The organism is Streptomyces sp. NPDC005955, from assembly GCF_042871255.1.
Classification (GTDB): domain Bacteria; phylum Actinomycetota; class Actinomycetes; order Streptomycetales; family Streptomycetaceae; genus Streptomyces.
Genome location: NZ_JBIAIF010000010.1, coordinates 195,605 through 219,551, shown reverse-complemented (window position 1 = coordinate 219,551; position 23,947 = coordinate 195,605). Strand labels below are relative to the sequence as shown.

General features: G+C 72.3%; 20 protein-coding genes, 1 tRNA gene and 1 pseudogene. 7 read left to right on the top strand and 15 right to left on the bottom strand.

Features of this window, described 5'->3' with window-relative positions; all coding sequences use genetic code 11:
- Window positions 1-84: 84 nt before the first annotated feature.
- From ACFYOU_RS23785 to ACFYOU_RS23765, 5 genes are all read right to left on the bottom strand, one after another.
- The gene (locus tag ACFYOU_RS23785; protein WP_391308273.1) at window positions 85-1,554 is read right to left on the bottom strand and encodes a penicillin-binding transpeptidase domain-containing protein; all 1,470 of its coding nucleotides are present in this window, start codon (window positions 1,552-1,554) and stop codon (window positions 85-87) included.
- Window positions 1,551-2,978, bottom strand: coding sequence for an FtsW/RodA/SpoVE family cell cycle protein (locus ACFYOU_RS23780; protein WP_385489210.1), 1,428 nt, complete (start codon window positions 2,976-2,978; stop codon window positions 1,551-1,553). Before ACFYOU_RS23780 ends, ACFYOU_RS23785 begins: the two co-directional genes overlap by 4 nt.
- Window positions 2,979-3,004: 26 nt before the next feature.
- The gene (locus ACFYOU_RS23775; RefSeq protein WP_391308271.1) at window positions 3,005-4,603 is read right to left on the bottom strand and encodes a Stp1/IreP family PP2C-type Ser/Thr phosphatase; all 1,599 of its coding nucleotides are present in this window, start codon (window positions 4,601-4,603) and stop codon (window positions 3,005-3,007) included.
- A gap of 128 nt (window positions 4,604-4,731) precedes the next feature.
- Window positions 4,732-5,244: an FHA domain-containing protein gene (locus tag ACFYOU_RS23770; RefSeq protein ID WP_385489205.1), complete on the bottom strand. Its 513-nt coding sequence runs from the start codon at window positions 5,242-5,244 to the stop codon at window positions 4,732-4,734.
- Between the two features lie 10 nt (window positions 5,245-5,254).
- Window positions 5,255-6,106 (bottom strand): FhaA domain-containing protein, encoded by an 852-nt coding sequence (locus tag ACFYOU_RS23765; RefSeq protein ID WP_391308269.1) that lies wholly within the window; start codon window positions 6,104-6,106, stop codon window positions 5,255-5,257.
- A 755-nt stretch (window positions 6,107-6,861) separates the two neighbouring features.
- Between ACFYOU_RS23765 and ACFYOU_RS23760 the strand changes: the two genes are divergently transcribed.
- Window positions 6,862-6,945, top strand: a tRNA-Leu gene (locus tag ACFYOU_RS23760).
- 219 nt (window positions 6,946-7,164) lie between these two features.
- Here the strand turns inward: ACFYOU_RS23760 and ACFYOU_RS23755 are convergent.
- Window positions 7,165-8,064 (bottom strand): NAD(P)-binding domain-containing protein, encoded by a 900-nt coding sequence (locus ACFYOU_RS23755; protein ID WP_391308267.1) that lies wholly within the window; start codon window positions 8,062-8,064, stop codon window positions 7,165-7,167.
- A 94-nt stretch (window positions 8,065-8,158) separates the two neighbouring features.
- Entirely contained in the window at window positions 8,159-8,491 is a 333-nt protein-coding gene (locus tag ACFYOU_RS23750; RefSeq protein ID WP_391308265.1) for a nuclear transport factor 2 family protein, read from the bottom strand.
- A 303-nt stretch (window positions 8,492-8,794) separates the two neighbouring features.
- Between ACFYOU_RS23750 and ACFYOU_RS23745 the strand changes: the two genes are divergently transcribed.
- Complete coding sequence (locus ACFYOU_RS23745) at window positions 8,795-9,505, top strand: WHG domain-containing protein (RefSeq protein WP_391308263.1); 711 nt, start codon at window positions 8,795-8,797, stop codon at window positions 9,503-9,505.
- Between the two features lie 100 nt (window positions 9,506-9,605).
- Here the strand turns inward: ACFYOU_RS23745 and ACFYOU_RS23740 are convergent, their stop codons facing one another.
- Both ACFYOU_RS23740 and ACFYOU_RS23735 read right to left on the bottom strand, forming a co-directional pair.
- Window positions 9,606-11,048 (bottom strand): MFS transporter, encoded by a 1,443-nt coding sequence (locus ACFYOU_RS23740; RefSeq protein WP_391308262.1) that lies wholly within the window; start codon window positions 11,046-11,048, stop codon window positions 9,606-9,608.
- Window positions 11,049-11,330: 282 nt separating this feature from the next.
- Window positions 11,331-13,589, bottom strand: coding sequence for a heavy metal translocating P-type ATPase (locus tag ACFYOU_RS23735; RefSeq protein ID WP_391308260.1), 2,259 nt, complete (start codon window positions 13,587-13,589; stop codon window positions 11,331-11,333).
- Between the two features lie 216 nt (window positions 13,590-13,805).
- Between ACFYOU_RS23735 and ACFYOU_RS23730 the strand changes: the two genes are divergently transcribed.
- Complete coding sequence (locus ACFYOU_RS23730) at window positions 13,806-14,804, top strand: hypothetical protein (RefSeq protein WP_391308258.1); 999 nt, start codon at window positions 13,806-13,808, stop codon at window positions 14,802-14,804.
- Window positions 14,805-14,921: 117 nt separating this feature from the next.
- On the opposite strand, the gene ACFYOU_RS23725 is transcribed toward ACFYOU_RS23730, so the two are convergent.
- Window positions 14,922-15,581: an NAD(P)H-dependent oxidoreductase gene (locus ACFYOU_RS23725; protein ID WP_391308256.1), complete on the bottom strand. Its 660-nt coding sequence runs from the start codon at window positions 15,579-15,581 to the stop codon at window positions 14,922-14,924.
- Between the two features lie 324 nt (window positions 15,582-15,905).
- On the opposite strand from ACFYOU_RS23725, the gene ACFYOU_RS23720 reads away from it, so the two are divergent.
- From ACFYOU_RS23720 to ACFYOU_RS23705, 4 genes and pseudogenes are all read left to right on the top strand, one after another.
- Entirely contained in the window at window positions 15,906-16,238 is a 333-nt protein-coding gene (locus ACFYOU_RS23720) for a winged helix-turn-helix transcriptional regulator (protein WP_389764155.1), read from the top strand.
- A gap of 185 nt (window positions 16,239-16,423) precedes the next feature.
- The gene (locus tag ACFYOU_RS23715) at window positions 16,424-17,887 is read left to right on the top strand and encodes a DUF2252 family protein (RefSeq protein ID WP_391308364.1); all 1,464 of its coding nucleotides are present in this window, start codon (window positions 16,424-16,426) and stop codon (window positions 17,885-17,887) included.
- Window positions 17,888-17,990: 103 nt separating this feature from the next.
- Window positions 17,991-18,857, top strand: a pseudogene (locus ACFYOU_RS23710) (hypothetical protein); the annotation flags it as partial.
- Between the two features lie 253 nt (window positions 18,858-19,110).
- Window positions 19,111-19,440 (top strand): rhodanese-like domain-containing protein, encoded by a 330-nt coding sequence (locus ACFYOU_RS23705; RefSeq protein WP_391308362.1) that lies wholly within the window; start codon window positions 19,111-19,113, stop codon window positions 19,438-19,440.
- Between the two features lie 71 nt (window positions 19,441-19,511).
- Here the strand turns inward: ACFYOU_RS23705 and ACFYOU_RS23700 are convergent, their stop codons facing one another.
- Genes ACFYOU_RS23700 through paaA form a run of 5 tightly spaced genes read right to left on the bottom strand, consistent with a single transcriptional unit; the run spans window position 19,512 to window position 23,272 of the window.
- Complete coding sequence (locus tag ACFYOU_RS23700; protein WP_391308254.1) at window positions 19,512-20,567, bottom strand: 2Fe-2S iron-sulfur cluster-binding protein; 1,056 nt, start codon at window positions 20,565-20,567, stop codon at window positions 19,512-19,514.
- Entirely contained in the window at window positions 20,567-21,151 is a 585-nt protein-coding gene (gene paaD, locus ACFYOU_RS23695) for a 1,2-phenylacetyl-CoA epoxidase subunit PaaD (RefSeq protein WP_391308252.1), read from the bottom strand. Before paaD ends, ACFYOU_RS23700 begins: the two co-directional genes overlap by 1 nt.
- Entirely contained in the window at window positions 21,145-21,951 is an 807-nt protein-coding gene (gene paaC / locus ACFYOU_RS23690) for a 1,2-phenylacetyl-CoA epoxidase subunit PaaC (RefSeq protein ID WP_391308250.1), read from the bottom strand. Before paaC ends, paaD begins: the two co-directional genes overlap by 7 nt.
- Window positions 21,948-22,262: a 1,2-phenylacetyl-CoA epoxidase subunit PaaB gene (gene paaB, locus ACFYOU_RS23685; RefSeq protein ID WP_391308248.1), complete on the bottom strand. Its 315-nt coding sequence runs from the start codon at window positions 22,260-22,262 to the stop codon at window positions 21,948-21,950. The genes paaC and paaB overlap by 4 nt, the downstream gene beginning before the upstream one ends.
- The gene (gene paaA / locus ACFYOU_RS23680) at window positions 22,259-23,272 is read right to left on the bottom strand and encodes a 1,2-phenylacetyl-CoA epoxidase subunit PaaA (RefSeq protein ID WP_391308246.1); all 1,014 of its coding nucleotides are present in this window, start codon (window positions 23,270-23,272) and stop codon (window positions 22,259-22,261) included. The genes paaB and paaA overlap by 4 nt, the downstream gene beginning before the upstream one ends.
- Window positions 23,273-23,947 lie beyond the last annotated feature (675 nt).

The following is a 23,947-nucleotide window of genomic DNA, read 5'->3' as shown; positions in this document are numbered from 1 at the left end:
GTCCTATCTGCCTCGGCCGCGTACCCCACCCGATGCAGGACCGGTACCGCAACGTGCACCGATGTGACGGCAACGTGTCCGGGGTCACTTCTTGCTGTCGACGACCGCCTGCATCACTGCCTTCGCGATCGGGGCGGCGAGGCCGCCGCCCGAGATGTCGCCGCGGCTGGCGTCGCTGTCCTCCACGACCACCGCGACGGCGACCGGGGAACCGGAGTCCGTCTTGGCGTACGAGATGAACCAGGCGTACGGCTTCTCGCTGTTGTCCACGCCGTGCTGGGCGGTGCCCGTCTTGCCGCCGACCTTGACGCCGTTGATCTGCGCGTTGCGGCCGGTGCCCTTGTCGACGACCGTCTCCATCATGGACTGGAGCTTCTGGGCGTTGTCCTCGGAGAGCGGACGGCTCATCTCGTTCGGCTCGTGCTTCTCGATGACGTTGAGGTCCGGCGCCTGGAGCTCGTCCACCATGTACGGCTCCATCAGCTTGCCGTCGTTGGCGACGGCGGCGGCGACCATGGCCATCTGGAGCGGCGTCGTGGCGGTCTCGAACTGCCCGATCGAGCTGAGCGCGGTCTGCGGGGCGTCCATCTCCGTCGGCCACACCGAGGCGCTGGAGCGGACGGGGACGAACTGCTCGGAGTTGAAGCCGAACTTCTCCGCCGTCTCCTTCATCTTGTCCTTGCCGAGGTCGGCGCCGGCCTTGCCGAAGACGGTGTTGCAGGACACCCGCAGCGCCTCGCGCAGCGTGGCGTTCTTGCAGGGCAGCGGGCCGTCGTTCTTCAGCTCGGTCCGGGTGTTCGGCATGACCCAGGGCAGCGGCGTCTCGGTCTTGTCGTCAGGGTCGCCGACCAACCCGTGCTCCAGCGCCGCCGCCGCGGTGACGACCTTGAAGGTCGAACCGGGCGGGTAGGTCTCGCGCAGCGCCCGGTTCAGCATCGGGTCGTCGGGGTTCTTGGCCTTCTGGAGCTTCTGCCAGGCGGGGGTGTCCGTCTTGGTGGAGTTCCCTGCGAAGGACGACGGGTCGTACGAGGGCGTCGAGGCCAGCGCCAGGATCGCCCCGGTGCTCGGGTCGATGGCGGCGACCGCGCCCTTCTTGCTGCCGAGCCCCTCGAACGCGGCCTTCTGGGCGGCGCCGTTGAGGGTGGTCACGACGTTGCCGCCCTCCTTCTTCTCACCCGTGATCATGTCCAGGGTGCGGCGGAAGAACAGCCGGTCGTCGTTGCCGGTGAGGATGCCGTCCTCGACGGACTCCAGCAGGTTCGCCCCGAACGCCTGCGAGGCGTACCCGGTCACCGGGGCCCACATGGGGCCGTTCTTGTAGGTGCGCTTGTAGGCGTAGTCGCTGCCGTTGGTCTTCGCCGACCCGGTGATCGACTTGCCGTCCACGATGATGTCGCCCCGCGGCTGGGCGTACCGCTCGATGGTGATCCGGCGGTTCTTGGAGTTCTCCTGGAGGTCGCCCGCCTCGACGTACTGGAGCCAGTTGTCGCGGATGAGCAGGGTGAGGATCAGCAGGCCGCAGAAGATCGCGATTCGGCGCACGGGCTTGTTCACGGGCGGACCACCTGGGTCATCTCGGCGTCGGGGTTCGAGGCGGGCATCGGTGCGGGTCGGCGGGCGGTGTCGCTGATCCGGATGAGGATGCCGATCAGCGCCCAGTTGGCGATCACGGACGATCCGCCGTTGGCGACGAACGGCATCGTCATGCCGGTCAGCGGGATCAGCCCCATCACGCCGCCCGCGACGACGAAGACCTGGAGGGCGAAGGCGCCGGACAGGCCGACGGCGAGCAGCTTGCCGAACGGGTCGCGCGCGGCGAGCGCGGTGCGCAGCCCCCGCTCGATGATCAGCCCGTAGAGCAGCAGGATGGCCATGGCGCCCGCGAGCCCGAGCTCCTCGCCGAAGGTGGCGAAGATGAAGTCGGAGTTGGCCGCGAAGCCGATCAGGTCCGAGTTGCCCTGGCCGAGTCCGGTGCCGAGCACCCCGCCGGAGCCGAACGACATGACCGACTGGGCGATCTGGGTACAGGCGCCGGAGTCGTCGTAACAGCCGAAGGGGTCCAGCCAGGCGTCCACCCGGGACTGGACGTGGCCCGCGAAGGAGGCGACGCCGACCGCGCCCGCGGCCGACATGCCGAGGCCGATCACGATCCAGCTGGTCCGCTCGGTGGCCACGTACAGCATGATCACGAACATGCCGAAGAACAGCAGCGAGGTACCGAGGTCGTTCTCGAAGATCAGGACGAGCAGGCTGACGGCCCAGATGGTGAGGATGGGGCCCAGGTCCCGGCCGCGCGGCAGGTAGAGCCCCATGAACCGACGGCTGGCGAGGGCCAGTGCATCGCGTTTCACCATGAGGTAGCCGGAGAAGAACACCGCGATCACGATCTTCGCGAACTCGCCCGGCTGGATGGAGAATCCGGCGACGCTGATCCAGATCTTCGCGCCGAACACGTCCCGGCCGAGCCCCGGCACCAGCGGCAGCAGCAGCAGCACCAGCGCCGCGGCCATCGAGATGTACGTGTACCGCTGGAGGATGCGGTGGTCCTTCAGCAGCAGCAGCACGCCGACGAACAGCGCGATGCCGATCGCGGAGTACAGCAGCTGCCGCGGGGCCGCCGCGACGAACTCCTGCCCGCGGCCCTCCGCCAGCGCGTGCAGCCGCGGTGACTGGTCGAGCCGCCAGATCACCACGAGCCCGAGTCCGTTGAGCAGCGTCGCGAGCGGCAGGAGCAGCGGGTCGGCGTAGGCGGCGAACTTCCGCACCACCAGGTGGCCCACCGCGGCGAGCAGGCCGAGGCCGATGCCGTAGCCGAGCACGCCGGTCGGGATCTCGCCGTCGATGGCCAGACCCACGTTGATGTAGGCGAACACCGGGATGACCACCGCGAAGACCAGCATGCCCAGTTCGGTGTTGCGGCGGCTGGGCGCGCCGATGGCCCCGATGGTCGAGGTGTTCGTCGTCGAGTTACTGCTCATGGTGTGACAGGGCCCCTCACGGCTGCTTACTGCTTACCGCACAGCGAGACCAGCTTCCGCTCCTCGTCGGAGAAGCTGGGGCCGGGTGTGGGTGTGGGCGTGGGCGTGGAACTGGGCTTGCGGCTCTCGCTCGCACCGGGTGTCGGCGTGGGGGCCTGCTTCATGCTCGCGGGCCGCGCCCCGCCCCCGCCGGTCCCCTCCGGGGCGGTGGTCTGCCGGGGAGCGGCCGGCGGTGCCGACTCCTTCGGAGTACCGGTGGTGCCGCCCGCCTCGCCCTCGCCGGGCTTCGCGTTCGCGCGCTCGGCACTGCGGCGCTCGGCGTCCTTCTCGCAGGCGGACGCCTGGGTGGCGAGTTCGTTGATCTTGTCGGTCGCCTGGGCGAGACCGCCCTCGGCGATCGTCGCCTCCACCTGCTTGCGCTGGTAGGGCGGGAGGTACTTGAGTTCGATCTCGGGGTGGTCCTTCTGGACCTTCGACAGGCTCACCCACGCGAGGTCCTGGCTGATGCCCCGGTACAGCGCGACGTGCTGGCCCTTGGTGCCGACGTAGTACTGCGTCTGCGTCCAGCGGTACCCGCCGTACAGCGCTCCGCCCGTCACGGCGAGCGCGAGGACCAGGAAGAGCGAGGTCTTCAGCCAGCGGCGGCCGCCGCGCTTCTTGGTGAGGTCGTCGTCGGCGTACGCGCCGAACGCCCCGTCCGGTGCGTAGCCGTCGCCGCTGCCGGGCGGCCCGAACTCGCCGTCCCGGCCGCCTCCCTGGCCGGGCACCGGGCGCCCGAGGCCGGAGGCGCGGCCGGCCGGGGTCTGCATCGCACTGCCCTCGTGGAGCTGGTGCTGGTTCTCGGCGACCGCACCGACCACGACGGGGGTGTCGGACAGGCTGACGGCCAGGGTGTCGTTGCTGTCGATGTCGAGGACGTCGGCGACGATCACGGTGATGTTGTCGGGGCCGCCGCCGCGCAGGGCGAGCTGGATCAGCTCCTGCACGGTCTCCTGGGGCCCCTGGTAGCTGGCGAGGGTCTCCTCCATCGTCTGGTGGGAGACGACGCCGGAGAGCCCGTCGGAGCAGATCAGGTACCGGTCACCGGCCCGGACCTCACGGATCGACAGGTCCGGTTCCACGTGGTCACCGCTGCCGAGCGCGCGCATCAGCAGCGAACGCTGCGGATGCGTGGTGGCTTCCTCCTCGGTGATCCGGCCCTCGTCCACGAGCCGTTGCACCCAGGTGTGGTCCTGGGTGATCTGGGTGAGGACGCCGTCCCGCAGCAGGTACGCCCGGGAGTCGCCGACGTGCACCAGACCGAGGCGCTGGCCCGTCCACAGCAGGGCGGTGAGCGTGGTGCCCATGCCTTCGAGCTGCGGGTCCTCCTCGACCATCATCCTGAGCTGGTCGTTGGCGCGCTGCACCGCCGTGCCGAGCGAGGTGAGGATGTCCGATCCGGGCACGTCGTCGTCGAGCGTGACCAGCGTCGAGATCACCTCGGACGAGGCGACCTCGCCGGCGGCCTGGCCGCCCATGCCGTCGGCGATCGCGAGCAGCCGGGGACCCGCGTAACCGGAGTCCTCGTTGCCCTCTCGGATCATCCCCTTGTGCGATCCGGCGGCGAAGCGCAGTGACAGACTCATGCGCACCTCGCCCGTCGGCTCCGGGTACCTCCGCACCGTGCCCACCCTCCGGTCGGGAGCCCACCGGTGTCCGTCGTCGGTACCGCTCCGACCCGCTCGCTCCGCTGGCGCTCATTCATGACGTAGTACTACTTCCGCAGCTCGATGACGGTCTTGCCGATGCGGATCGGCGAGCCCAGCGGAACCGGGGTCGGGGTCGTCAGCCGCGCCCGGTCGAGATAGGTGCCGTTGGTGGACCCGAGGTCCTCCACGATCCACTGGCCGTCACGGTCGGGATAGATCCTGGCATGCCGGCTGGAGGCGTAGTCGTCGTCCAGCACGATCGTGGAGTCGTGGGCCCGGCCCAGCGTGATCGTCTGCCCCTGGAGGGCGACCGTGGTGCCCGTGAGGGTGCCCTCGGAGACGACGAGCTTGGTGGGGGCGCCGCGCCGTTGGCGTCCGCCGCCCTGCTGCCCGCGCTGTTGCGGAGGCGCGGCCTGGCGGGCGGTCTGCTGGGCCCGTCCGCTGTCGCGGCGCGCACCGCGCTGGGTCACGCGCGTGCCGAACAGGTCGCTGCGGATGACCTGGACGGCCACGATCACGAACAGCCACAGTACGGCCAGGAAACCCAGCCGCATGACCGTCAGGGTCAGCTCTGACATTGCCCCCGCTTCACCCTTCGGCTTGCCGATAAATGATGGTGGTGCTGCCCACGACGATCCGCGAGCCGTCGCGGAGCGTAGCGCGGGTGGTGTGCTGCCCGTCCACCACGATGCCGTTGGTGGACCCGAGATCCTGGATCGTCGAGGGCGTTCCGGTCCGGATCTCACAGTGCCGGCGGGACACGCCGGGGTCGTCGATCCGCACGTCGGCTTCGGTGCTGCGGCCGAGCACCAGCGTCGAGCGGGAGATCTGGTGGCGGGTGCCGTTGACCTCGATCCAGTGCCGCGTCTGGGCTCCCGGCGGCGGGCCGGGGCGGTGCTCGGGTCCGCCGCCGCCGGGGCGGCCGGGAGGAGCGGAAGGCATGGGAGGGGCGCCGGTGGGCTGGTTCGGGTAGCCGTACCCGCCGCCGGGACCGCCGGGACCGCCGCCGGGGCGGCCGGACGGGGCCGGAGCCGCCGGGGCCGGTCCGCCGCCGGCCTGGGAGGTGCTGGAGGCGAGGGTGCGGCTGCGCACCCGGTACAGGCCGGTGTCGAGGTCCTCGGCCTTCTCCAGATGGACCTTGATCGGTCCCATGAAGGTGTACCGCTGCTGCTTGGCGTAGTCGCGGACCATCCCGGAGAGTTCGTCGCCGAGCTGGCCCGAGTACGGACTCAGGCGCTCGTAGTCCGGGGTGCTCAGCTCCACGATGAAGTCATTGGGGACGACGGTCCGGTCGCGGTTCCAGATCGTCGCGTTGTTGTCGCACTCGCGCTGGAGCGCGCCGGCGATCTCCACGGGCTGGACCTCGGACTTGAAGACCTTGGCGAAGGTGCCGTTGACCAGACCTTCGAGGCGCTGCTCGAACTTCTTCAGGACTCCCATGGGGCACCTCCTCCTTCGCTGTCGTCCTGGTACTGCTTACTGATCGTATCCACGCGTCGGTCGATCGGCTGGTTCCCCCTGCTCTCGCAGGCCCACGAGTGTCGACCTTCACAGCACCGCCCCGTGGTGGGCCGGTGATCCGTCCGTGAACGATCGCCCCGCGCCGGTCCCCTTCCGAACCCCTTCCCCGCCGTGTCCGTGCCACGGCCCCTCGACAACGTGTTCCCAGGGGGATCGTAGAGGGGCCCCCGAGCCAGTGTCCCGCACACGGCGAGCACTCCGGTCCATACCGGTGGGACGGAGCACGCCTGGTGCCGGGTTGAGACAGGGCGGGGACCGCGGCGGTGCAGTGTGACGTCCTTCCTTCCCCAAGAACGCTCGGATGCGGGGGTGCGTTCCATGTCGTTCGGTGTTCCTCGGGGGTTCCTCGGTGATGGGCGTTCCTCGGTGATCTGCCCTGTACGTTCCCCGCGGCCGCGCCGGTGCATGCGGGCGGCCGGCGCGTCGGGTGCGGGGGCCGTGTTCGCGCGGGGGACGTTCCGTGCCGTCGCGGTGCCCGTCCGGTGACCGCGCGGGCACGCTCCGCAGCACGGTCCGTGGGGGTGACCTCGCAGGTGGGGGGTGTTGCGCGGTGGGGGCGCGGGGTGTCGGGGTGCGCCGTATATATGGATGTGAACGCACCCTCCCCAGCGTGCTAATCTTCTGCATGTCGGAAGGCGCCGCACCACCAGTGAGGCGCCGGAGACAACACCCACGCGCGGGTGGCGGAATAGGCAGACGCGCTGGATTCAGGTTCCAGTGCCCGAAAGGGCGTGGGGGTTCAACTCCCCCCTCGCGCACAGCAGGAGCACCGTCCAACGGTGCCTCCGCAGAACGACGGAACGGCCGTCATCGTGATCACGATGACGGCCGTTCTTCGTTGTCCGGACACCTGCGGCGGCAGGGCATCCGCGGCGCCGCCTCCGTGGCGCGGCAGGGTACGGAGCCGGGCCGCGGGTCCGGAGCGCGCATTCCCGCGCATCCGGATCCACGACCCGACCGGTCCGTCGTGGGGAGGGTCAGCCGGTGGGCTTGCGGAACTGTTCGATCATCGCCGCGTAACTGTCGTCGGCACGGCCGTCGGCCGCCGCCCGTGCGGCCAGCTTCAGGAAGAAGTTCGGCAGCTCGGTGCTGACGCCGAGCGCCTCGGTCTCCTGGAGCAGGTGCTCCATCCCGCCCAGGTGGACGGCGAGGGTGGCGTCGTCGGCCGGGTACCCGCCCTCGTCGATCTGCTGCGCGTACGCGGTGACGTAGGCGCTCGTCACGTTGATCGCTGTGCTGGCCAGCGGCGCGAAGGTCGTCGCCTTGACGTTCGCCGCGCCGAGCAGTGCGGCGCCCTGGAGGAAGCCGTTCAGGACGCTCCACATGATGCTCAGCACCGACATGTCGTACAGGGCGGACAGGCCGTGGTCCTCGTCGAGGTAGACGGTGCCGGTCTCGCTGAGTGCCGCCAGGGTGGAGCGGTGCTCGTCGAAGGCGGTCTGCGGGCCGGAGTACAACAGCACGGCGTCGGCGGTACCGATGGCCTGGGGCAGGGCGAGGACCACCCCGTCGAGATAGGTGCTGCCGGTGCCGGCCGCCCACGCGGCTGCTTCGCGTGCTCGGGCGGAACTGGACGTGGTCAGGTTGACGAGGGTGCGGCCGGCCAGCGAGGGCCCGACCGGGTCCAGCAACGCGTGCACGGCGTCGTAGTCCGAGACGCAGACGACGACGAGCGGGCTCGCCTCGACCGCGCTGCGGACCGAGTCGGCCAGGGTGGCGCCGCTGGCGACGAGGTCGTCGGCCTTGGCCGCCGAGCGGTTCCAGACGGTGGTCGGGTGACCGTTCGCCAGGAAGGCCGTGGCCAGCGCACGGCCCATCAGTCCGAGGCCGATGACGGTGACCGGCGGTCGCGGGGCGGAAGCGGAAAGGGGGGACACGTGTGCTCCTGCGCATGCTCGTGTGCGGCGTGGGCCGCGACGGGTGGGGTGGGGCCGCCGTTCCGGGCGGCGGTCCAGGGGTGGTGCGGGTGTCTCAGGCGAAGAACCCGACGATGCTGCGGATGCGGTCGCCGGAGAACTCGACGACGTCGTGACCGGTGTTGGTGGCGTCGAGTCTCCAGCGGAACAGCGCACGGTCGTGGTGGGCGCCGATCACGGCGTCGAGGGTGAACCTCAGATCGCCGAAATCCGCTCGGACCCGGTCGATCCAGGCGGACAGTTCGGCGTGTCCGCGCAGGCCCGCCTGGTGGGGGTCGGTGTAGAGCGAGTCCTCGACGAGGACCGACTCCATCAGCTTCATCCGGGCCTCGGCGTCCTGCTCGTTCCAGACGTCGAGGTAGGCGTTGATCGCATCGGTGGTGCTCATGGGCTGGTTCCTTCCGGAGAGGGAGGTTCGTTGGGGTCGGGGAACGGCTCCGCGGCGTGGGTGACCGGGTGGCGGCGTCCGACCCGTGGGGAGCACGTCCGGTGCGGTGCGGTGCGGTGCGCTGTGCCTCGCCGTGCCGACGGGGGACTCCCGGGTGTTCCCGCGGCCGGCGGCCGTGCCGGACGGGAAGCCTTCTCCGGTCCAGGGCCCCCCGGTTCCTTCGAGTCTATATGCCGTCTCATTGTTAAACGGCGTTTAGTTGTTGCACGACGTAGATTAGACCAACTCTGTAGACTGTCAAGCGTGAGCGACCCCACGACGAGCCGTCGCGACCGGCTGCGAGCCCAGACCAGCGCCGAGATCAAGGCGATCGCCCTGCAGCTCATGGCGGACGGCGGCCCGAGCGCCATTTCGCTACGTGCGATCGCCCGTGAGATGGGCATGACGGCCAGTGCGATCTACAGCTACTTCGCCACGCGCGACGACCTGATCACGGCGCTCATCGGCGACGTCTACACCTCGGCGGTCGATGCCGCCGAAGCCGCCCGCGACGCGGTGCCGGAATCCGATCCGGGCGCCCGGATCATGGCCTGGGCCCAGGCCATGCGTACGTGGGCGTTGGCCAACCCCGAAGGCTTCCGGCTGATCTACGGCGACCCGGTGCCCGGGTACCGTGCGCCCGACGACGGCCCCGGCCAACAGGCCGAACTGCGCGCCTGTAGCGCCCTGCTCGGCCTCGTCGACGCGGCCTGGCCGACGGCCCGGGTGCAACGGCCCGAGGGGCGTTCCTACGACTGGGCCGACTTCCACCCGGATCTGGTGGCCCACGCCCGCGAGGACTTTCCGGACCTGCCGCCGGCCGGCGTCGCGATGACGCTCAGCGTGTGGGGCCGCATGCACGGACTCTTGACCCTGGAGATCTACGGCCACCTGCGCACCTTCATGCACGACCCGGGCACCGTCTACCGCGACGAGATGTACGACTTCACCGTTTCCCTCGGCCTCCGTTCGTGACGGCGGTCCGCCGTTCGGGGTCGTGCGCGCACGCGGGAGCCCCGGCGGTGAGGTGAGTCACCGCCGGGGCTCCCCGGGGTCCGCGGTCGTGCCGGGCGGTTCAGGCGCCCGTGCGCACCTCCGGGCTGACCGCGGCGTCCCCGGTGGACGCCGCTGATCCGGCGTTGCGGCCGCGCATCAGCAGCGCGGTGAGGGCGGCTCCCGCCGCGGCGACGGCGGCGGCTCCCACGAACGCGGAGCTGAACCCGTCGGTCAGCGCGGGCAGGTCGCCCAGTTCGCCCGCGCCCTGGGAGGTGGCGAGCGCGGTGAGCGCGGCCAACCCGAGTGCGGAGCCGACCTGGTAGGTGGTGTTCACGATGCCCGAGGCGAGTCCGGCCTGCTCCTGCGGTACTCCGGAGATCGCCGACATCATCGCCGGGATGTAGGCCAGGGACATGCCCGTCGCCGCGACCAGCGAGGCGGGCAGCACGTCCACCAGGAAGGTGCCGGTCGGCTCGACGGCGGACAGCCACAGCAGGCCGACGGCCAGGACCAGCAGACCGCCCACGATCAGCGGCTTGGCCCCGAAGCGTCCCAGCAGCCGTGCGGTGATCAGCGTCATGAAGACCATCAGCAGACCCGTCATGGGCAGTAGCGCGGCCCCGCTGGCGAACGCCCCGTAGCCCAGGACCTGCTGGAGGTAGAGGTTGAGGAAGTACCACATGGGGATCCAGGCGGCGCCCAGCAGTGCCATCGACAGGTTGGAGATGCCGAGGCCGGGGGTGCGCCAGACGCCCAGCGGCATCAGGGGGGTCCGGACGGACCGCTGCACCAGGAGGAAGAGGGCCAGGAGCGCGGCGGCGCCGATCAGCTCCAGGACGGTCTCCGTCGAGCCCCAACCCACCTCGGGGGCGCGGACGATCGCGAAGACGGCGAGCGCCAGGCCCGCGGTGACGAACACCGCGCCGAGGACGTCCACCGAGCCGCGGCGGCCGGCGACGGAGGGCAGGATGCCGGTGGCGAGCAGGGTCGCGATGCCGATCGGGACGTAGATGATGAAGATCCAGGGCCAGCTGGCCCACTCGGTGAAGACGCCGCCGAGGAACACTCCGGCGGTACCGCCGGCCGGGGCCGCCGCGCCGTAGAGGGCGAGCGCCTTGCCCAACTCCTTGGTGTTGTGGCCGAAGAGCATCATCAGCAGGGTCATCGACGCCGGTGCGATCAGCGCACCGCCGACGCCCTGTACCGCGCGGCCCACGATCTCGACCCAGGCGGTGCTCGCCGCGGCGGCCACCACCGATCCGGCGATGAGGACGACCCAGCCGGAGACGAAGACCCGGCGGGCCCCCAGCAGGTCGGACAGGCGTCCGCCCAGCAGGAGCAGACCGCCGAAGGCGATGACGTAGGAGTTGAAGACCCACTGGAGGTCCCCCTGGGAGAAGCCCAGGTCACGCTGCATCTCGGGGAGCGCCACTCCGATGATGGAGGTGTCCATGATCACCATGAACTGGGCGGTGGCCAGCACGAGAAGCGCCCACCAGCGCCGTGGGTTGACAGTTGACATGGGTCTGCCCCTTCACTCGGTTAGGTACCCCAGGGGGGTATCTCTGAGGCTTTGACAATATACCCCCCCGAGGTATTCCGGAAGGGTGGGTGAAGAGTCGATTCCGCACGGTGCGCGGGTACTTCGCGGGGCCGGTCGGCGGGGCTGTGGCCCGGGGCTGTGGCCCGGGGCGCTGCGCGGGCCGTGCGGGCCGGGCGTGCGGGGGCGGCGGGCATGCGAAGGGCCCCCGTTCCGGTCGGTCGACCGGAACGGGGGCCCGTGGTGGGGGGCGGGACGGCTGGGTCAGCTCGCGGCGCGGAAGCTCCGCAGACGCAGGCTGTTGCCGACCACGAAGACCGAGGAGAACGCCATCGCGGCGCCCGCGATCATCGGGTTGAGCAGGCCCGCGGCGGCCAGTGGCAGAGCGCCCACGTTGTAGGCGAACGCCCAGAACAGGTTGGACTTGATGGTGCCGAGGGTCTTGCGGGACAGCCGGATCGCGTCGGCCGCCGACCGCAGGTCCCCGCGGACCAGGGTCAGGTCACCGGCCTCGATGGCGGCGTCGGTGCCCGTGCCCATCGCCAGTCCCAGATCGGCCTGGGCGAGCGCGGCGGCGTCGTTGACGCCGTCCCCGACCATCGCCACCGAACGGCCCTCGCCCTGGAGGCGCTTGACCACGGCGACCTTGTCCTCGGGCATGACCTCCGAGATGACCTCGTCGATGCCCACCTCACGGGCCACCGACTCGGCGACCGCCTTGTTGTCGCCGGTCAGCAGGATCGGCGTCAGCCCCAGGGCGCGCAGCCGGCGCACCGCCTCGGCGCTGGTGTCCTTGATCGCGTCCGCGACCTCCAGCACCGCGCGGGCCTGACCGTCCCAGGCGACCGCGATGGCGGTCCGTCCGGCGGCCTCGGCCTCCTCCTTGGCGCGCTTCAGGTCCGCGGGGAGCTCCATCGCCCACTCGGCGAGCAGCCGCTCGCGACCGACCAGGACCGCGTGGCCCTCGACGATGCCCTGCACGCCCAGACCGGGCACGTTCGCGAAGTCCTCGGGGACCGGCAGCGGTCCGGCCTTCTCCTCGGCGCCGGTGACGACGGCCCGGGCGATGGGGTGCTCGGAGGAGTGCTCCAGGGCGCCCGCCAGGCGCAGCACCTCGGTCTCGTCCTGGCCCTCAGCGGTGTGCGTGCGCAGCAGGGTCATCCGGCCGGTGGTGACCGTTCCGGTCTTGTCCAGGACGATCGTGTCGACCTTGCGGGTGGTCTCCAGGACCTCGGGGCCCTTGATGAGGATGCCGAGCTGGGCTCCCCGGCCGGTGCCGACCATCAGTGCGGTCGGGGTGGCCAGGCCCAGGGCGCACGGGCAGGCGATGATCAGTACGGCGACCGCCGCGGTGAACGCGGCCGTCATGCCGGCGCCGTTGCCGAGCCAGAAGCCGAGCGTGCCCAGGGCGAGGGCGATGACCACGGGGACGAACACGGCCGAGATGCGGTCCGCGAGGCGCTGGGCCGCGGCCTTGCCGTTCTGCGCGTCCTCGACGAGCTGGGCGATCCGGGCGAGCTGGGTGTCGGAGCCGACCCGGGTGGCCTCGACGACCAGCCGTCCGCCGGCGTTGAGCGTGGCGCCGGCGACCGCGTCGCCGACCTTGACCTCGACCGGGACGGACTCGCCGGTCAGCATGGACGCGTCCACCGCGGAGGAGCCCTCCACCACGGTGCCGTCGGTGGCGATCTTCTCGCCGGGACGGACCAGGAACCGGTCGCCGACCGCGAGCTGGTCGGTGGGGATCAGCTCCTCGCGGCCGTCGCGCAGGACGGTGACCTCCTTGGCGCCCAGTTCCATCAGGGACCGCAGGGCCGCGCCCGCCTTGCGCTTGGAGCGGGCCTCGAAGAAGCGTCCGGCCAGGATGAACGCGGTCACTCCGGCCGCGGTCTCCAGGTAGATGTTGGCCGAGCCGTCGCCGCGGGCGATCGTCAGCTCGAAGGGGTGCGTCATGCCCGGTTGGCCGGCGGTGCCGAAGAACAGGGCCCACAGGGACCACAGCAGGGCGGCGACGGTGCCCACCGAGATCAGCGTGTCCATGGTGGCGGCGCCGTGCTTGGCGTTGGTCCAGGCCGCCCGGTGGAAGGGCCAGGCGGCGTAGACGACGACCGGGGCGGCCAGCGTCAGCGACAGCCACTGCCAGTACTCGAACTGGAAGGCCGGGACCATCGCCATCGCGATGACCGGGACGGACAGGACGACCGCGGTCACCAGGCGCTGGCGCAGCGGGCGCAGTTCGTCGTCCTCCGCGTCCGTCGTGCCCTGGGCCGGCGCGCTGCCCGCTGCGGCGGGCGGCGGGGGCGGTGCGGCCGTGTAGCCGGTCGCTTCGACCGTGGCGATCAGGGCCTCGACGTCGACCGCGCCGGAGTAGGTGACCTTGGCCTTCTCGGTGGCGTAGTTGACGGTCGCCTCGACGCCCTCCATCCGGTTGAGCTTCTTCTCGATGCGGGCGGCGCACGAGGCGCAGGTCATGCCGCCGATGGCCAGCTCGACCTGTTCGGTCGGGGCGAGCGTGCTGCTCATCACTGCTCCTCGGTAGTCGGCCCTTGGGCGGAGGGCTGTCTGATGCTTCCCAAGATACCCTGTGGGGGTATCTGCGTCGAGTCCATGTATACCCCCACCCCCTATCGAAGGCAAGGTTTTCCCGGGAGTGGAAATATACCCCCTAGGGGTATAGATTGCAGGGGTGGGGCAGCGGCCAGGCGCCCACGCCCGTCGACGCCACGAGGAGCAGTAGCCATGAACACCGCAGTGAGGATCACCGCATACGCCGCAGTGCTGGCGGCGGCCTTCGGCACGGCCTTCGGGGTGGGCACCGGCATCGACCCGGTGAATCCCGAGCCCGCGTCCCACAGCAAGCACGGGTCGACCACCGCGGAGGTCGGCGGGTCCGGCGGGTCCGGTACCGGTGGGGTGGGGGACGCCGGGGAGCGGCCCGGGGGACTCCAGGTCTCCGAGAAGGGGTACGCCTTCGAGCTGAAGACCCCGCGGATCGCCGCCGGGCGCGAGACCGACCTGGCGTTCGTGATCCGGGACGGGAAGGGCGGGGCGCTCACCTCCTTCGCGCGGGAGCACGGCAAGGAGCTCCACCTCATCCTCGCCTCGCGCGATCTGAACACGTACCGGCACCTGCACCCCGAACGGGCCGCCGACGGCACCTGGAGCACGCCGGTGAAGCTGCCCGCGGCCGGCGACTACCGGCTCTTCGCGGACTTCACGCCCGGCGACGGCAAGACCGGGAACCTGACCCTCGGCCGTGACCTCGCGGTCTCGGGCGCGTACCGGCCCGGCGAGGCGCCCGCGCCCTCCCGGACGACCGCCGTGGACGGCTACACGGTCACCCTGGCGGGCGGGTTGCGGCCGGGGTCCGCCGAGGAGCTGCGGCTGAAGGTCAGCAAGGGCGGCCGGGACGTCACCGACCTCCAGCCCTACCTGGGGTCGTACGGCCACCTGGTGGCGCTGCGCGCCGGTGACCTCGCCTACCTCCACGTCCACCCGAACGGCGAGCCCGGCGACGGGGTGACGAAGCCGGGCCCGGAGGTGTCGTTCACCGCCACGGCGCCCAGCGCGGGGACGTACCGGCTGTTCCTCGACTTCCAGCACGAGGGCGAGGTGCGCACGGCCGCGTTCACGGTGCGGGCCGGCGGTGCGCAGGCCGGCGGCGGCACCGAGGGGTCGGGCGACCCGGCCGGTACGGAGCGGCCCGCGGAGCCCGAAGGCGACGGACACCGCCACTGACCCGGCACGGTCACCGACCAAGGAAACGCCGGTGGGGTACGGAGCGACCGCTCCGTACCCCACCGGCGTTCTGCTTCCCGGGCGTCAGCGCACCGGAGCCCCCGGACCGTCAGCGCGTCACGCGGCGGACGTGACGAGCCGGTCGGCGAGGGACTTCGCCTTGAGGTCCGCCTCCTCCAGCGCCCGCTCGCGGGAGGCGTCGGCGAGCGGGATCAGCTCGGACATGGCCGGGTTGGAACGGGCCAGCGTCAGCTCCGGGACGATGAAGTCGACCTCCAGCGAGAGCATCTCGGTCAGCACGGCGCCCAGGTAGTTCTGCACGTACTCGAAGGGCTCCCGGGGGGTGCCCGGGGCGTACGAGCCGCCGCGGCTGGCGACGACCGTGACGTGCTTGCCCTTCAGCGTCGACTCGGGGCCCGCGGTGCGTCCCGGGAGGATCACCTGGTCGAGCCACGCCTTGAGGGTCGAGGGGATCGAGAAGTTGTACATGGGGGCGCCGATCAGCACGGCGTCCGCGGCCTCCAGCTCCTCCACCAGGGCGATCCGGCTGGCGAACGCGGTGACCTGCTCGGCGGAGTGCGTCGACGGGTCGGCGAACCCGGCGGAGGCGGCGATCCCGTCGAGGTGCGGCACGGGGGTCGCGGCCAGGTCGCGGTAGACGACCGAGCTGTTCGGGTGCTGCGCCTCCCAGGCCTCGCGGAAGGCGCCGGTCACGGTGCGCGAGGTCGATCCCGCGGACGGGAAGAGGGACGAATCCAGGTGCAGGAGGGTGGCCATTCAGGTCTCCAAATCGGGTGACGGGCAGCCCGCGGGTGCCCGTGGGCACACGGCGCCGGATGCCGCACGGGGGTGCTGAGGACTGCTCTTCCTTTCGCAGCTATTAGTAACACAGCTACTTACTTTTTTTCATCCCCTGGGGTGGCGGGCAGTACCCTGGAGCGCATGGCGGCCCCGGAGAGCAACGCAATGGACGTGGCGACGGACGTGACGGGCGGGACGGACGTCTCCGTCCGTCCCGCGGCGACACCCCGCGACACGGACGGGGGCGCCGGACCGGCCGTGCGCCACGACCCCGGAACGTGCGCCACGGTGGACGGCGGGATGACCCGGGTGTTCGGCCTGCTCGGGAAGCGCTGGACCGGCCTGATCATCGCCGTGCTCCTGGACGGCCCCGTCCACTTCTCCGAACTGCGCCGCGCGATCCCCGGGATCAGCGAACGGATGCTGTCGGACCGGCTCAGCGAACTGGCCGGCGAGGGCCTCGTCCTGCGGGAGGTCGTGGAGGGCCCCCCGCTGCGCGTGGCATACCGGCTGACGGAGTCGGGAGCCGCCCTCAAACCCGCGCTCTCCGCGCTCGGGCTCTGGGCCGAGACCTACCTGCCCGAGAAGGCCAAGGCGTGTCGGGAGCAGATCGTGCCCGAAGACCAGCGCTGAGCCGCGCGCGGGAGGGGTACCGTTTCGGCCCACCGGCGTGCACCGGCGCACGCCGGTGCGAAGCGGTTCAGGAGGGGGACGCAGTGGCCGAGGATCTGGTGGGAGTGCGGTCCGGGGCGGGCGCGGTGCCCGGGGTCGACGTCGACGGGACGGGTACGGGGGTGGGTGCGGGTCCGCGGTTCGCGGTGGACGGCGCGCTCGTCGCCCGGGCCGCGCCGGGCGTGCCGCGGTCCGTGCGGCTGCCGAGGGTGCGGGGGTTCGCCGACGGGTTCCCCGGCGCGGACGGTCCCGCCGGGCAGGACGCGCCGCACCCCTGTGTGAAGGACGCCGGCAAGGCGCTGCGCACCCGGGTCCCCCGCAGTGCGCACGCCCGTCTGGAGCTCGCCGCCGGGCGTCCCGACGCGGTCGCCGCGGTCGAGGAGTCCAGCCGGGGCCGACTGGCGGAGCTGACCCCGATCCGGGTCGGCAGGATGGCCGCGAGCCCGTTCGCGTTCCTGCGCGGAGCCGCCGGGCTGATGGCGTACGACCTCGCGCGCACCCCCACGACCGGGGTCGGCGCCCAACTCTGCGGCGACGCGCACGCGGCGAACTTCGGTCTGTACGGGGACGCCCGCGGTGAACTCGTCATCGACCTCAACGACTTCGACGAGACGGTGCACGGCCCCTGGGAGTGGGACCTCAAGCGGCTCGCCACCTCCCTCGTCCTGGCCGGCCGGGAGACGGGCGCCAAGGACGACACCTGCCGGCGGGCCGCCTTCGACGCGGTCGGCGCCTACCGGCGGACGATGCGGCTGCTGGCGAGGCTCCCGGCACTGGACGCCTGGAACGCCATCGCCGACGAGGAACTCGTCTCCCACGCCGACGCCCAGGACCTCGCCGGCACCCTGCGCAAGGTCGGCGAGAAGGCCCGCAACAACACCAGCGGCCGGTTCGCCGCGAAGGCGACGGAAGCCGTGCTCGGCGGCGGCCGGCAGTTCGTCGACGCCCCGCCGGTGCTGCGCCGGGTCCCGGACGCGGAGGCCGCGGCCGTCGCGGCCTCCCTCGCGCAGTACGTGGACACCGTCGCCGAGGACCGGGTGCCGCTGCTCGCCCGGTACAGCATCCAGGACGTGGCGTTCCGGGTCGTCGGCACCGGCAGCGTCGGCACCCGCTCGTACGTGGTGCTGCTGCTGGACCACCGGGGGGAGCCGCTGGTCCTCCAGGTCAAGGAGGCCCGGCCCTCCGCGCTCCTCCCGCACCTGGTGACCGCCGGGTTCGCCGCGCCGCCCGCCGGGCACGAGGGCCGCCGGGTGGTGCTGGGGCAGAAGCGCATGCAGGTGGTCAGCGACATGCTCCTCGGCTGGACCACCGTGGACGAACGCCCCTACCAGGTGCGCCAGTTCCGCAACCGCAAGGGCAGCGTCGACCCGGCGGCCCTCGCCCCGGACCAGTTGGACGACTACGGCCGCATGACGGGCGCCCTGCTGGCCCGGGCCCATGCGCACAGCGCCGACCCCCGGGTGCTGGCCGGCTACTGCGGCAAGAACGACGAGTTCGACGCGGCGGTGGCCGCCTTCGCGGTCGCCTACGCGGACCGTACGGAGGCGGACCACGCGGTGCTGGTGAAGGCGGTGCGCGGCGGCAGGATCGCCGCCGAGACGGGCGTGTGACCCGACGGTCCTCGCCGGCCCCCCGCCGGGCCCGGGCGGGGGCCCGGCGGGGAGATGCGACGAGGGCGGTCGTGCGGTGCGGCCGGTGGCCTAGGGTGGTCGGGTGACGAGTCCCGAAGCCGAGGGCGCTGAGCCTGTCGAGGCCCCTGAGCCCACCGAGCCTACCGGGCCCGGTGGTCCTGCCGAGCCCGTCGCCGCGCGTCCCGAGGCGCGGCTGGAACGTGCCGTGCGGGTCGCCGAGCAGGCGTTGATCGAGTACGAGATCGCGGTCGAGACGTTCCGCATCGAGGTCGACAACTTCTCCCGGCTGCACCACCAGAAGCTGGGCCCGATGTACACGCGGCTCGACGAACTGGACGCGCGGATCGCCGAGGCGCGGGCCACCCTCAGCGGTGCGGCCGAGGACCGTCGCCTCGCGGACGAGGCGTGGGCCCGGGTGATGCCGATGCCCGCCGTGGAGGAACTGTTCCAGGGTTGGCTGTCCGGGGACGGACTGTCCCCGGAGGCGGAGGCGATGCTCACCGAGCAGCCGGTGCGGCCGCCGGACCGGGTCCGGCCCAGTGAGGGGGCCCGGAAGCTGTTCCGGGAACTGGCCCGCAAGGCGCACCCCGACCTCGCCCAGGACGAGCCCGAACGCGAGCGGCGCGAGGAGTTCATCACCCGGGTCAACACGGCCTACTCCCGGGGCGACGAGGCCCTGCTGCGGGAGCTGGCCGAGGAGTGGGCGGCGGGCCCCGTGCCGGCCGAGTGGCAGCCGACCCGGAGCGAGGAGCTGTACGCCCGGCTGGAGTGGCTGTCCCAGCGCAAGGAACTGCTGACCGTCGTCGCCGGCGAGCTGGAGGACGGCGCGATCGGCTCGATGCTGCGGATGGCCCCCGACGACCCGGACGGCCTGTTGGACGAGATCGCCGAGCAACTGCTCGCCCAGGTCAGCCAGCGGGAGGCCGAACTGGCGGAGCTGGTGGCCCAGCTCGCCGAGCGCGGACTCGATGCGGCGGCCATCTCGGAACGGACGATCCCGGTCCCCGGCGTGGACCCCGCGGACCTGCCCAAGCACCGGTCCCGGACCCAGCCCCACCAGGGTTCCCACGCCGTGCCGGAGCCGCCGGCCGAGCCTCGGGACTGAACCGGGTCGAGTGCCGGTCCGGGTGTCCGGACCGAGCCGACGGTCGGCCGGGGAGGGCGGGTCGGGTAGCGTCGGAGGCATGCATTTCGGATCTGGTGTGCCCACGGTCGGTGTCCCCGACCTCGCGGACGGTGACTTCCTGCTGGACGTCCGCGAGGCCGACGAGTGGGAGGCGGGGCACGCGCACGGAGCCCTACACATCCCGATGAGCGAGTTCGTCGCCCGCTACGGGGAGCTGACCGATGCCGCCCCGCAGGACGGCCGGGTGCACGTCATCTGTCGGTCGGGCGGACGCTCGGCCCAGGTCACGGCGTACCTGGTGAACCAGGGACTGGACGCGGTGAACGTCGAGGGCGGCATGCAGTTCTGGGAGGCCGTGGGGCGCCCCGTGGTCACCCCGCAGGGCCAGCCGGGCACCGTGGTCTGACTCCGCCGGCCTCCCGTCCGTCGGGCTCGGAGCGCTCGGAGCGCTCGGACGGCTCGGGCGGCTCAGACGGCTCAGCGGTCGAAGTCCAGCTCCACTTCCTCCGTCACCGGACGGGACTGGCAGGCCAGGACGAACCCGGCGCCCGTCTCCTCCGGCTCCAGCGCGAAGTTGCGGTCCATAGTGACCTCGCCGGAGACCAGGAACGCCCGGCAGGTGCCGCACACCCCGCCCTTGCAGGCGTAGGGGGCGTCGGGGCGGTTGCGCAGGACCGTGTCGAGCAGCGTCTCGCCCCCGCGGGCCGGCCAGCTCCCGGCCCGCCCGTCCAGGTGCGCGGTGACCTTGCTGTGCGCGGGCGGTGCGGTGGCGGGCGGTGGCGGGGCGGCGTCCACGTGGAACACCTCCTCGTGGATGCGCGACCGTTCCACCCCGAGGTCGCGCAGCGCCCGCTCGGCGCCCTCCACCAGCCCCAGCGGCCCGCACAGGAACCAGCCCGCCACCCGTTCCACCGGGAGCAGCGCGGGCAGCAGCGCGGTCAGCCGCTCGCGGTCGAGCCGGCCGACGGGGAGCCCGCTGCGCCGTTCCTCCCGGGACAGCGCCGTCACCAGCTGGAACCGGTCCGGGTAGCGGTCCTTGAGGTCCGCCACCTCGTCCAGGAACATCGTCGACGCGGTCGTGCGGTCGCCCCGCAGCAGACAGAACCGGGCCTCGGGTTCCCGGGCGAGCAGCGTGTGGGCGATGGACAGCACCGGGGTGATGCCGCTGCCGGCGACGACCGCCGCGTACTGCCCGGGGGCGGGCTCCAGGGTGAAGCGGCCCGCCGGGGTCATCGCCTCCACCTCGTCGCCGACCGCGACCTCCTCCAGCGCGTACGTCGAGAAGGCGCCGCCGTCGACCAGGCGCACGCCCACCCGTAGCGTCCGCGGGCCCGTCGGACCGGGGGCCGGCGAGCAGATGGAGTACGTACGGCGCACCTCGGTGCCGTTGACGACGCGGCGCAGTGCCAGGTGTTGACCGGGGGCGTGCCGGTAGGCGGTGCGCAGCTCCCGGGGAACGGCGAGGGTGAGGGCCACCGAGTCGTCGGTGAGCCGGTCGACCGCGGCGACCCGGAGCGGGTGGAAGCGGGCCATCACAGTTCCTTGAAGTGGTCGAAGGGTTCCGCGCAGGCACGGCAGCGGCGCAACGCCTTGCACGCGGTGGACGAGAACCGGCTGAGCAGTTCGGTGTCGGTGGAGCCGCAGCGGGGGCAGGCCACGGGCGCGAGGTCGGTCGGGTCGGTGCGCGGGTGCGCGGACGTCGTGCGGGTGGGGCCCAGCGGTACCGCCACGGGGCCCGCGGCGGGGCCGGTGCGCGGTGGGGCGATGCCGAACGCGGCGAGCTTGCGGCGGCCCTCGTCGGTGATGTCGTCGGTGCTCCAGGCGGGGGCCAGCACGGACCGGACGGTGACCTCGGGGACGCCGTGTGCGTGCAGGGCCCGTTCGATGTCGGCGGCCATCGCTTCCACGGCGGGGCAGCCGGTGTACGTGGGGGTGAGGTCGACCTCGACGCGCCCCGGGCCGAGCAGCCGCACCGCGCGCAGGACGCCCAGCTCGGTGAGGGTGAGCACGGGCAGTTCGGGGTCGGGCACCGCGCCGGCGACGAGCCGCAGCCGTTCCTCCAGTGCGGTGTCCGCACCGGCCGCGGGGCTCCGGGCGCCGCCGGCCGCCCTCACCACGACGCCCCCGGGTGGCTGCGGTGCAGGTGCTGCATCTCGGCCAGCATCCGTCCGAAGGGTTCGGTGTGCACTCCCTGCCGTCCGCCGCCCGCGCTCCAGGCGCCCGAGGACGGGCCTTCGGGCAGGTCGAGCGTGGCCGCGCGCAGGGTGGCGCCCACCGATTCCCGCCAGGCGGTGCGCAGCGCGGCCCGGTCGAGGTCGAGACCGGCCAGCGGCTCGAACATCTCCCCGGTGTACCGCCACAGTGCGGTGGTCGCCCGCCGCATGCGGTGGTGGCTCTCCTCGGTGCCGTCGCCCAGGCGCAGGGTCCACTGCTCGGCGTGGTCCTGGTGGTAGGCCACCTCCTTCACGGCTTTCGCCGCCAGCGGTGCGAACTGCGTCGACCCGTCGGCCAGCCCGGCGTAGAGCAGCCGTTGGTACGTCGAGAAGTACAGCTGCCGCACGACGGTGTGGGCGAAGTCGCCGTTCGGCTGCTCGACCAACTGGAGGTTGCGGAACGCCCGTTCCTCGCGCAGGTACGCCAACTCGTCCTCGTCGCCGACCGTCGACAGCAGGACCCGGGCCTGACCGAGGAGGTCCAGGGCGATGTTCGCGAGGGCCACCTCCTCCTCCAGCACGGGGGCGTTGCCGGCCCATTCGCCGAGACGGTGGGAGAGGACCAGGGCGTCGTCACCCAGGGCCAGCGCGGTGGCGTCCGGTGCGGTGTCCGTGGCGTCCGGTGCCGCGTCCGTGGCGGTCGGTGCCGTGGCGCTGCCGGGGGTGGCCGGCGTGGCCGGGGCGTTCGGGGCGGGGGGCGTCACAGGTGCTGCACCCCTTCCGGGATCTCGTAGAAGGTCGGGTGCCGGTAGGGCTTGTCGGCCGAGGGTTCGAAGAACGGGTCCTTCTCGTCCGGGGAGGACGCGGTGATCGCGGTGGAGGGCACCACCCAGAGGGAGACCCCTTCGCCGCGCCGGGTGTAGAGGTCGCGCGCGTTGCGCAGGGCCAGCTCCGCGTCCGGGGCGTGCAGGCTGCCGGCGTGGGTGTGGGACAGCCCGCGCCGGGACCGTACGAAGACCTCCCACAGGGGCCAGTCCGTCGGGTCGTCCGTCGGGTCGTCCGTCGGGTCGTTCATGCCGTCGCCCTTCCGTCCGCGCCGGTGCGCCGCTTGTGGGCGTGGGCCGCCGCCGCTTCCCTGACCCAGGCGCCCTCCTCGTGGGCCCGGCGGCGCCGGGTGATCCGCTCCTCGTTGCAGGGGCCGTTGCCCTTCAGGACCTCGCGGAACTCCTGCCAGTCGATCGCGCCGTAGTCGTGCCGGCCCCGCTCCTCGTTCCACCGCAGGTCGGGGTCGGGGAGCGTCAGGCCCAGCGACTCGGCCTGGGGCACGCAGATGTCCACGAAGCGCTGGCGCAGCTCGTCGTTGGAGTGGCGCTTGATCTTCCACGCCATGGACTGCGCCGAGTGCGTCGACTCGTCGTCCGGCGGGCCGAACATCATCAGCGACGGCCACCACCAGCGGTCCACCGCGTCCTGGGCCATCGCGTGCTGCGCCCCGGTGCCCCGGCTGAGGGCGAGCAGCAATTCGTACCCCTGGCGCTGGTGGAAGGACTCCTCCTTGCAGACCCGGACCATCGCCCGGGCGTAGGGGCCGTAGGAGCAGCGGCACAGCGGGACCTGGTTGGTGATCGCGGCGCCGTCCACGAGCCAGCCGATGGCACCGACGTCGGCCCAGGTCAGGGTGGGGTAGTTGAAGATCGAGGAGTACTTCTGACGGCCCGAGTGGAGCTTGTCCAGCAGTTCCTCGCGGCGGACGCCGAGGGTTTCCGCCGCGCCGTAGAGGTACAGGCCGTGGCCGGCCTCGTCCTGCACCTTGGCCATCAGGATCGCCTTGCGGCGCAGGGAGGGGGCGCGCGTGATCCAGTTCGCCTCCGGTTGCATGCCGATGATCTCGGAGTGGGCGTGCTGGGCGATCTGGCGGACCAGGGTGGCGCGATAGGCGTCCGGCATCCAGTCCCGCGGCTCGATCCGCTCGTCCGCGGCGACCGTGGCGTCGAAGGCCGCTTCGAACAGGGCGGTGCGCTCCGCGTCGGCCCGGGCGCCCGTGGGCTCCCCGCCGGACGTCCGCCGTGCCGCTGCTGTCGTCATGCCTACCCCTCCTGGGCCGACCGATCGTTCGGTCCGTTGCATCCATGGTGAGACCCAGCCCGTAGGGTGTCAACCCTGTGGATAACTCCATGACGCTGTGCCGGGCGGGCGGCCCTGAGTACCGTTCCGGTGCGGAGGCGCGGGGCGGCGCGGCAGTCGGACAGGGAGTGGGGAGCGGGGCGGTATGGACGCGTACGACAACGGGGTGCGGGGCGCCGGGGCGGCGGGGGGTGACGGTGCTGGTGCGCCGCCGGCTTCCGGGCCGTCGGCGGCTGAGGGCCCACCGGGCGCTGGGGGGTCGCCGGGCGCCGGCCCACCGGGTTCTGCGGAGCCGCGGGGGGCGGATGCGTCCGCCGGGCCGCCCGCGGCTGCTGCACCGGCCGCGGACCCGTCGGCACGGGAGCTGCCTTCCGCGGACGGTCCGGCCGCGGGCCCGTCGCCCGCCGGTCCGCCGGTCGGGGACCTGTCCGTTGTGGGTGCGGTGGTCGGTGGTCCGTCGGCTGTGGACGCGCCACTGGTGAACCCGTCGGTCGGGGACGGGCCGGCTCGGGAACCGTCTTCCGTGGACGGTTCGCCCGCCGGTCCGCCGGCTGGGGATGCGTCGGTCGGGGACGCGCCAGCCGAGGGCCCGCTGGCTGGGGATCTGTCCGTCGTGGGTGCGGCGGGCGTTGGCTC